Raw genomic sequence first — 7,580 nt, 5'->3', positions numbered from 1 at the left:
AGCCGGTCCGGCGCCCGGCCCGGCGACGGCTCCGGCAGCCGGTGCGGCGGCCCGCCCGGCAGCCGCGGCGTGGGCCGGGACGGGTGCGAGAAGGGTGGCGCAGAGGGTCAGGAGCGCCAGGACTTTCTGGCGGGGCGTCAGCATCGGGTCCCCTTTACCTTGTTACGCACGGGTAGCGCGGATGGTGCGCGCATGGTGCTGCCTGTCGGTACAGAAATCCACCCCCGTGCAGCACTCCCGCCCCGTACGGCACGCCCCAGCCGGAGCATTCCAGCGGGCGATATGCCCCATAGACCCGAGAAGATATGAATTGTGACCGGCGTCCGCCGGTCCCCTTCTGCACCAAGCGCTCTCGGGAGGACCTGCCGTGACCGTCAGTCTTGAGCAGTTGCGCCGCTGCCACGTCGCCGTCGACCTGGGGGCCGCGAGGACCCGCGTCTACGTGAAGGGCGCCGGACTGGTCGTCGACGAGCCCAGCGTCGCCGCCGTCAACACCCGCACCGGCGCCCTCATCGCCGTCGGCACCTTCGCCGAACGGATGACGGGCCGCACGCCCGACTACATCCGCGTCGTCCGCCCCGTCTCCGGCGGCACCGTCGTCGACATCGAGATGGCCCAGCGGATGCTGCGTCACCTCCTCGGCGAGAAGCTCCGCCGCGCCCTGCGCCGCAAGCCCCGGCTGCGCGCCGCCTGCTGCACCCCGCACGACGCCGACCCGCTGGCACAGCGCGCGGCCGTCGAGACGATGGTCGGGCTGGGGGCACGACGCGTCGAACTGGTCGACACCCTGATCGCGGCGGCCGTCGGCTGCGGCCTGCCCGTGGAGCAGCCGACCGCGACGATGATCATGGTGTGCGGGGCGGCGGCCACCCAGGTCGCGGTGCTCTCCCTCGGCTCGATCGTCACCGCCCAGCGGATCCCCGTCGGCGGCGAGGCCATCGACCACGCGGTGGTCCAGCACCTGCGCCACGCCCACGAGCTGATGCTGCCGACCCAGGCCGTCCGCCCCCTCCAGCTGGCCCTCCACGGCAACGGCATCACCCCGGAGGGCCCCGCCTCCACCCTGATCCACGGCCGCGACGTGGCCACCGGACTGGCCCGCTCCGTGCACGTGGACACCGCCGCCGTGCGCGACGCCATCCACACCCCGCTGACGGCCGTCCTCGACGGCATCGGCAGGGTGCTGCGCGACTGCCCGCCGGACCTGGTCGCGGACCTGACGGACCGGGGGATCATGATGGTGGGCGGCAGCGCCCTGCTGCCGGGGCTGGACCAGATGCTGCGGGATTCCACCGGAATGCCCGTGGCCATCGCGGAACGGCCCGACGTGTGCGCCGTACTGGGTCTCGGCGCGATGCTCGAAGGGAAGATCGCCCCGATGGTCCTCAACCCGCTGGCCGAATGACACGGGAGCCTGCCGGCACCGGGGCGGGCGAGGAGCCTGGCGGGATGGGCGGCCTCGGGGCCGGCGGGGCGCCGTCCAGCCTTCCGGTGCTGCTCGACGCCGTCCTCAGCGTCGGCTCGGAGCTGGAGCTCCAGGCCACCCTCCAGCACGTCGTGGACTCCGCCACCGACCTGTGCGGGGCCCGCTACGGCGCGCTCGGGGTCGTCGACCCCGAGCGCGGCCGGCTGACCCGGCTGTTCACCGCCGGGATGACCGAGGCCGAACGGGCCGCGATCCCCCGGCTGCCCGACGGCCGCAGCGGCGTGCTCGGCGCGCTGATCACCGACCCCCGGCCACTGCGGCTGGACGACCTCACCCAGGACCCCCGCTCGGCCGGCTTCCCGCCCGGGCACCCGCCCATGCGCAGCTTCCTGGGCGTGCCGATCAGGGTCCACACCGAGGTCTTCGGAAACCTCTACCTCACCGAGAAGCGCGGCGGCGGCCCCTTCACGGACGAGGACCTCGCACTGATGCGGGTCCTGGCCTCGCAGGCCGGGATAGCGATCGGCAACGCCCGGCTGTACGAGACGGCCCGCCGCCGGGAGCGCTGGATCGAGGGCGCGGCCGCCGTCACCACCACCCTGCTCGCGGGGCGGCCGGCGGCCGACGCCCTGATGTGCGTGGCCGAACGGGCCCGGCTGCTCGCGGACGCGGCGGCCGGGGTGGTGCTGCAGCCGACCCCGGAGGGCGGCATGGAGATCGTGGCCGCCTCCACGCACGGCGACCCCCGCGACCTGATCGGTACGACGATCGCCCCCGGTTCACCGGTCCTGGTGCAACTGCTGGGCGGAGAACCCGTCTTCATAGAGGACTCGGCGACCGACCCCCGGATGACCACGCACGTGCGCAAGCGCTTCGGACCGAGCATGATGCTGCCGCTCCAGAGCGGCGGCCAGCTGATCGGCACCCTCGCCCTGCCCAGGGCCCGGGGCGGACGCCCCTACGACGCGGTGGACCGGCTCCTGGCCTCCCAGTTCGCCTCCCAGGCGGCACTGGCACTGGTCCTGGCCGACGCGCAGCACGACCGCGAGCAGCTCGCCGTGTACGAGGACCGCGACCGCATCGCCCGCGACCTGCACGACCTGGTGGTCCAGCGGCTGTTCGCGACGGAGATGATGCTGGAGAGCACCAGGCGGCGCTCCTCGAACGCCCCGTCGGGGGACGTGGCGGACGTCGGCGACGAGCTGAGCCGGGCCGTGGACGAGCTGGACTCCACCATCCAGGAGGTCCGCACGGCCATCTTCGCCCTCCAGCAGCCCCCCACGGACGCCCCGACGACGTTCCGCGGCCGGGTCCTGCGCGAAACCGGCGGGGCGGCCGTCCTCCTGGGCTTCCAACCCTCGGTCCACTTCGCGGGCGCGGTGGACGCCCTGCTCCCGGACCGCGTGACGGATGCCCTCCTGGCCACCCTCCGCAGCGCCCTGGCAGCCGCCCACCGCCGCCGCGAGGTCACGGCGATCGAGGTCGAGGTCGACGCCACCCCCTCCCGCGTCCGCCTGACGGTCTCGGACGACGGCTACACGGCCCCCACCGCCTACGCTGGCCGGGTGACGACCCGTCTCTCGGCCCGTGCCGCCATCGCCGCCCTGACCGACCCCGGGAGCTTCGTGGAGCTGCCCGCCCCCAGGGCGGAGTATCCCGACGACGACGGGCCGCTCGGCTGGGAGGGGTACGACGCCTCGCGGGCCCGGGCGACCGCGCGGACCGGGGAGCGGGAGTCCGTGGTCACCGGGGCCGCCCGGGTCGGCGGGTTCGAAGCGGTCGTCGTCTCCTTCGAGTTCGGATTCCTCGGCGGCAGCCTCGGCCGGCGTACCGGTGACCGGCTGGAAGCCGCGTACGCGTACGCCCGTGAGCGCCGGCTGCCGCTGGTCTCCCTGATCGCCACCGGCGGCTCCCGCATGCAGGAGGGGATGCTCGCGCTGGCGCAGCTCCAGCGCGTGGCCCGGCAGTGCGTGCTGACCCGGGCCGCCGGGCTCCCGCAGATCGCGGTGCTGCGCGACCCCACCACCGGTGGCGGGTGGGCCACCCTCGGGGCGGGGGCCGACGTGGTGCTGGCGCTGCCCGGGGCGCAGGTCGGCTTCGCCGGGTCCCGGGTGCGGCCGGCCGGTGCCGATCCGGCGGCCTACACCGCCGAGGGGCAGTACGAGGCCGGGCACGTCGACGCCGTCGTCCCCCCGGCGGAGCTTCCGGCGACGGTCGGGGACTGGCTGCGGGTGCTGGCCGCGCCCCGCGACGCCGTTCCGGTCGAACCCCCGGCCGCCCTGGGCGGCGTCACGCCCCGCCGACCGGCTGGGACGCCGTCCGGCTGGCCCGGCGCCCCGACCGCCCCGCGCGGAGGCTTACCTGGACGCGTACTTCGGGCTGCGGCTGCCGCTGCGCGGGGACCGGGCCGGGGCCGCCGACCCCGGGATGCTGTGCGGGTTCGGGCTGCGGGAGGGCCGGGCGGTGGCGTACGCCGCCCAGTGCGGCACCGCCACCCGCCCGGCGGGCTACCGTACGGCCGCCCGCGTGATCCGCCTCGCGGACCGGCTCGGCGTGCCGGTGCTCACCCTGGTCGACACCCCGGGCGCGGCCAACGACGCCGCCGCCGAGCACGCGGGCGCCGGCCCGGCCATCGCGGACTGCTTCGCGGCGGTCGCGGCGGCCACCGTCCCGGTGACGACCCTGCTGATCGGCGAGGGCGGCTCGGGAGGGGCGCTCGCCCTGGCGGCCCCCGGGAACACCTGGGTGACCCCGGACAGCTACTTCTCCGTGATCGCCCCCGAGCTGGCGGCGGCCATCCTCAAGCGCCCGCCCGAGGAGGCCCCCGCCACGGCGGACCAGCTCCGCATCCGCCCCCAGGACCTGGTCGACCTGGGCGTGGCCCGGGGGATCGTGGGCCCTGGCGCCGCCGCGCCGGAAGCCGTACGTCCACCCGGTGCGGCCGGGTGATCCGCCGAGGGAGTTCGCCGGCGTCGCGAGCGGGGCCGGCCCCCCTAAGCCTGCGGCGACCGCGAGTCGTACCGGGCGAACGAGCGCCACCGCGCGGCCAGCAGCGCCAGCACGACCACGCAGGCCAGCCCGCCGCCCGTGATGGCGACGGCCGGGGAGGTGAGGTCGGCGACCGTGCCGGCCAGGAAGTCCCCGAGCCGGGGTCCGCCGGCGACGACCACGATGTACACGCCCTGGAGCCGGCCCCGCATCCCGTCCGGGGTCGCGGTCTGCATCATCGTGGAGCGGAACACCATCGAGATGGTGTCGGCGCATCCGGCCAGCGCGAGGAAGAACAGCCCCAGCCAGAGGTTGCGGGTCATCCCGAACACGGCGATGGCCAGCCCCCATGCCGCGACGGACAGCAGGATCGCCAGCCCGTGCCGCCGGATCCGCCCCTGCCACCCGGAGAACACCCCACCGAGCAGCGCGCCCACGGCGGGGGCGGCGACCAGCATGCCGACGGTCTTGGCGTCGCCGCCGTACCAGAGGACGGCGATGGCGGGGAACAGCGCCTTCGGCTGGGCGAAGATCATCGCGGCCATGTCGGAGAAGAAGTTCATCCGCAGGTTGGGCCTGGTGCCGAGGAAACGCAGCCCGTCCATCACCGAGGCCCGGCCCGTGCGCCCCTCCGGCAGCATCGCGGGCAGCCGCCACATGGCGTACAGGGCGGCGATGAAGGTCACGGCGTCGATCAGATAGGCCGCCTGGTAACCCCACCAGCCGACGATCAGGCCGCCCAGCACCGGGCCCAGCATGGTCCCGGAGGTCATGGTGACGGAGCCCAGCGCGTTGGCGGCGGGCAGCTGCTCGGGCGGCAGCAGCTTGGGGATCATGGCCGAGCGGGCCGGTCCGTTCAGCGCCCCGCAGACGGCCTGGAGGGCGACGACGGTGTACAGCAGCCAGACCCGGTGGTACTCGAGCAGTGCCGCGGCGGCCAGACCGGAGGACAGCACGGTCAGCCCGATCTGGCTGTGAAGGCCGAGCTTGCGCCGGTCCACGGTGTCGGCGATGGCGCCGCCGTACAGGCCGAAGACGACGAGGGGGACGAGCGAGAAGAGGCCGACGAGGCCGACGGAGAAGCTGGAGCCGGTGATCTCGTAGACCTGGAGGGAGATGGCCAGGGCCGTCATGGCCTGGCCCATCCAGGAGATGGTGCCGCCCACCCAGAGCCGCCGGTAGTGGGCGGAGGTGCGCAGCGGGGTCAGATCGGCGAACACGCGTCGCTTCGGTCGGGGCGGGGAGGCAGTACCAGTCACACGGGATGCTAACCACCCCTGTCTAGGGCGTCCCTGGAGTCCGGAGAGCGTTCACCCACGCGCAACGTACGACCCACCCGGACCGGGCGTTTCAGGGCGGGGTCGGGCTTGCCGCTAACTCGCCATTATCACCCGACATTTGACCGGATCGGCGTTGCCTCCTGACCGTCTGTTCGGCCCATGATGAAAGACTCGCATGTCCAGGGAGGCGTAGTGATCGATCCTGGCAACAGCACCACGAGCACCAGTGACACCGGCCCCGCGGGCCACAGCCTGCACACCGCGAGCGGTGTCACCACCCCCCTCACGGTCGGGGTCGAGGAGGAGTTCCTGCTCGTCGACGACCGCACGTTACGGGTGGTCCCGGCCGCGCCGCGCGTCCTGGCCACCGCGGCCGGACTCCCCCAGCAGTTGCACCCCGAGGGGACCCGGTACCAGGTGGAGATCTCCACCCCGGTCGCCGACTCGGCGATCACCCTGCGCGAGGAGCTGGCCGCCCTGCGGCGGACCCTCGCGGCGGCGGCCCGGGAGCACGGCTGCCGGCTGCTGGCCGCCCCCTCGCCCGTCGTGGCGGTCGAAGGGCCGCTGCACCTGACCGACGACGAGCCGCGCCAGCGGGAGCAGCACCGCCGGTTCGGTGCGCTGACCGACACCCTGGTCAGCTGCGGCCGCCACATCCACATCGGCACCCTCGACGTGGACACGGCGGTGGCGGTGTCCAACCGGGTCCGCCCCTGGCTGCCCACGCTGATCGCGCTGGCGGCCAATTCCCCCTTCTGGGGCGGCCGTGACACCGGCCACTCCAGCTGGCGGGCGATGGCCTGGTCGGGCTGGCCCTCGGCGGGGCCGCCCCCGCACTTCCCGTCCACGGCCCACTTCCGGCGCTCGGTGCAGACCCTGCTCGGCTCCGGGGCCGCGCTGGACACCAAGATGGTCTACTGGGACCTCCGCCCCTCCGGGAACTGGCCCACGCTCGAGATCCGGGCGCCCGACATGTCCCCGGACATCGACACGGCCGTGCTCCAGGCGGAGCTGGGCCGCGCCCTGGTCTCCTCGGCGCTGCGCCAGATCGCGGAGCAGCGGCCCGATCCGCCCGTACGGGACGACGTGCTGCGCCTGGCGCGCTGGCGGGCGGCGCACGACGGCCTGGAGGGCTTCGGCCTGGACCCGTACACGGGCGCCGAACTCCCCGCGGCCGACCTGGCGGAGGCCCTGCTCGACCTGGTCGCCCCGGACCTGGCCGCCGCCGGCGACCTGGACCACGCGGCGAACACCCTGGGCGGGCTGCTGCGCGACGGCTCGGGCGCGGCCCGCCAGCGGGCGGCCTTCGCCCGCCGCCAGGACCTGACGGACGTGCTGCGCCACCTGGTGGAGGAGACGGAGAAATCCTGACCGCCCCTGCCGGGCGGCCCCGGCCACGGCAGCGCTGCCCGCTCGAAACGTCCCCGTAAAACGCCGGAGCCGCAGGTGCGATCGTTTCTGCACCTGCGGCTTGCGGTGGGGCGGGTGGGACTCGAACCCACGGCCGACGGATTATGAGTCCGCTGCTCTAACCGGCTGAGCTACCGCCCCTTCACGGCGTGGCGCGTACATGTGTGCGCGCCGTCTGCCGCAGCATAGCCGCTCATACGATCTCCTGCTTCGGATGCCCCGCATGATCGGCTTCGCATGTTCAGAGAGACCGCGCTGAGCGCTGCCCGGTTCCCGGTCCGGGGCAAAAAGAAAGAGGACCCGACCGGGTCCTCTTCCCTCTCCTGCTCCCCCGACTGGACTCGAACCAGTAACCTGCCGGTTAACAGCCGGCTGCTCTGCCAATTGAGCTACAGGGGACCGCGCTCCCCCGACTGGACTCGAACCAGTAACCTGCCGGTTAACAGCCGGCTGCTCTGCCAATTGAGCTACAGGGG

The 7,580-nt window shown here is 74.1% G+C and carries 3 protein-coding genes, 3 tRNA genes and 2 pseudogenes; 4 read left to right on the top strand and 4 right to left on the bottom strand.

Going from position 1 to position 7,580, the window contains the following annotated elements; genetic code table 11:
* Window positions 1-367 precede the first annotated feature (367 nt).
* The 3 genes and pseudogenes from VR44_RS02860 to VR44_RS49055 all read left to right on the top strand — a co-directional run bounded on the left by VR44_RS02860 (window position 368) and on the right by VR44_RS49055 (window position 4,375).
* On the top strand, window positions 368-1,405 hold the full coding sequence (locus VR44_RS02860; RefSeq protein WP_045945745.1) for a rod shape-determining protein: 1,038 nt from the start codon (window positions 368-370) through the stop codon (window positions 1,403-1,405).
* Between the two features lie 44 nt (window positions 1,406-1,449).
* A pseudogene (locus tag VR44_RS42165) lies at window positions 1,450-2,967 on the top strand (sensor histidine kinase); the annotation flags it as partial.
* 24 nt (window positions 2,968-2,991) lie between these two features.
* Window positions 2,992-4,375 (top strand): annotated as a pseudogene (locus VR44_RS49055) (carboxyl transferase domain-containing protein).
* Between the two features lie 44 nt (window positions 4,376-4,419).
* Here VR44_RS49055 and VR44_RS02850 read toward each other — a convergent pair.
* Complete coding sequence (locus VR44_RS02850; protein WP_045945744.1) at window positions 4,420-5,673, bottom strand: MFS transporter; 1,254 nt, start codon at window positions 5,671-5,673, stop codon at window positions 4,420-4,422.
* A 213-nt stretch (window positions 5,674-5,886) separates the two neighbouring features.
* On the opposite strand from VR44_RS02850, the gene VR44_RS02845 reads away from it, so the two are divergent.
* Complete coding sequence (locus VR44_RS02845) at window positions 5,887-7,065, top strand: carboxylate-amine ligase (protein ID WP_052713446.1); 1,179 nt, start codon at window positions 5,887-5,889, stop codon at window positions 7,063-7,065.
* Window positions 7,066-7,171: 106 nt separating this feature from the next.
* Here the strand turns inward: VR44_RS02845 and VR44_RS02840 are convergent.
* The 3 genes from VR44_RS02840 to VR44_RS02830 all read right to left on the bottom strand — a co-directional run bounded on the left by VR44_RS02840 (window position 7,172) and on the right by VR44_RS02830 (window position 7,580).
* Window positions 7,172-7,245, bottom strand: a tRNA-Ile gene (locus tag VR44_RS02840).
* A gap of 185 nt (window positions 7,246-7,430) precedes the next feature.
* Window positions 7,431-7,503 (bottom strand) — tRNA-Asn (locus VR44_RS02835).
* A gap of 5 nt (window positions 7,504-7,508) precedes the next feature.
* A tRNA-Asn gene (locus VR44_RS02830) sits at window positions 7,509-7,580 on the bottom strand.

It is taken from the genome of Streptomyces katrae (assembly GCF_000966975.1).
GTDB lineage: Bacteria > Actinomycetota > Actinomycetes > Streptomycetales > Streptomycetaceae > Streptomyces > Streptomyces katrae.
This window is presented reverse-complemented; position numbering and strand designations above follow the sequence as displayed.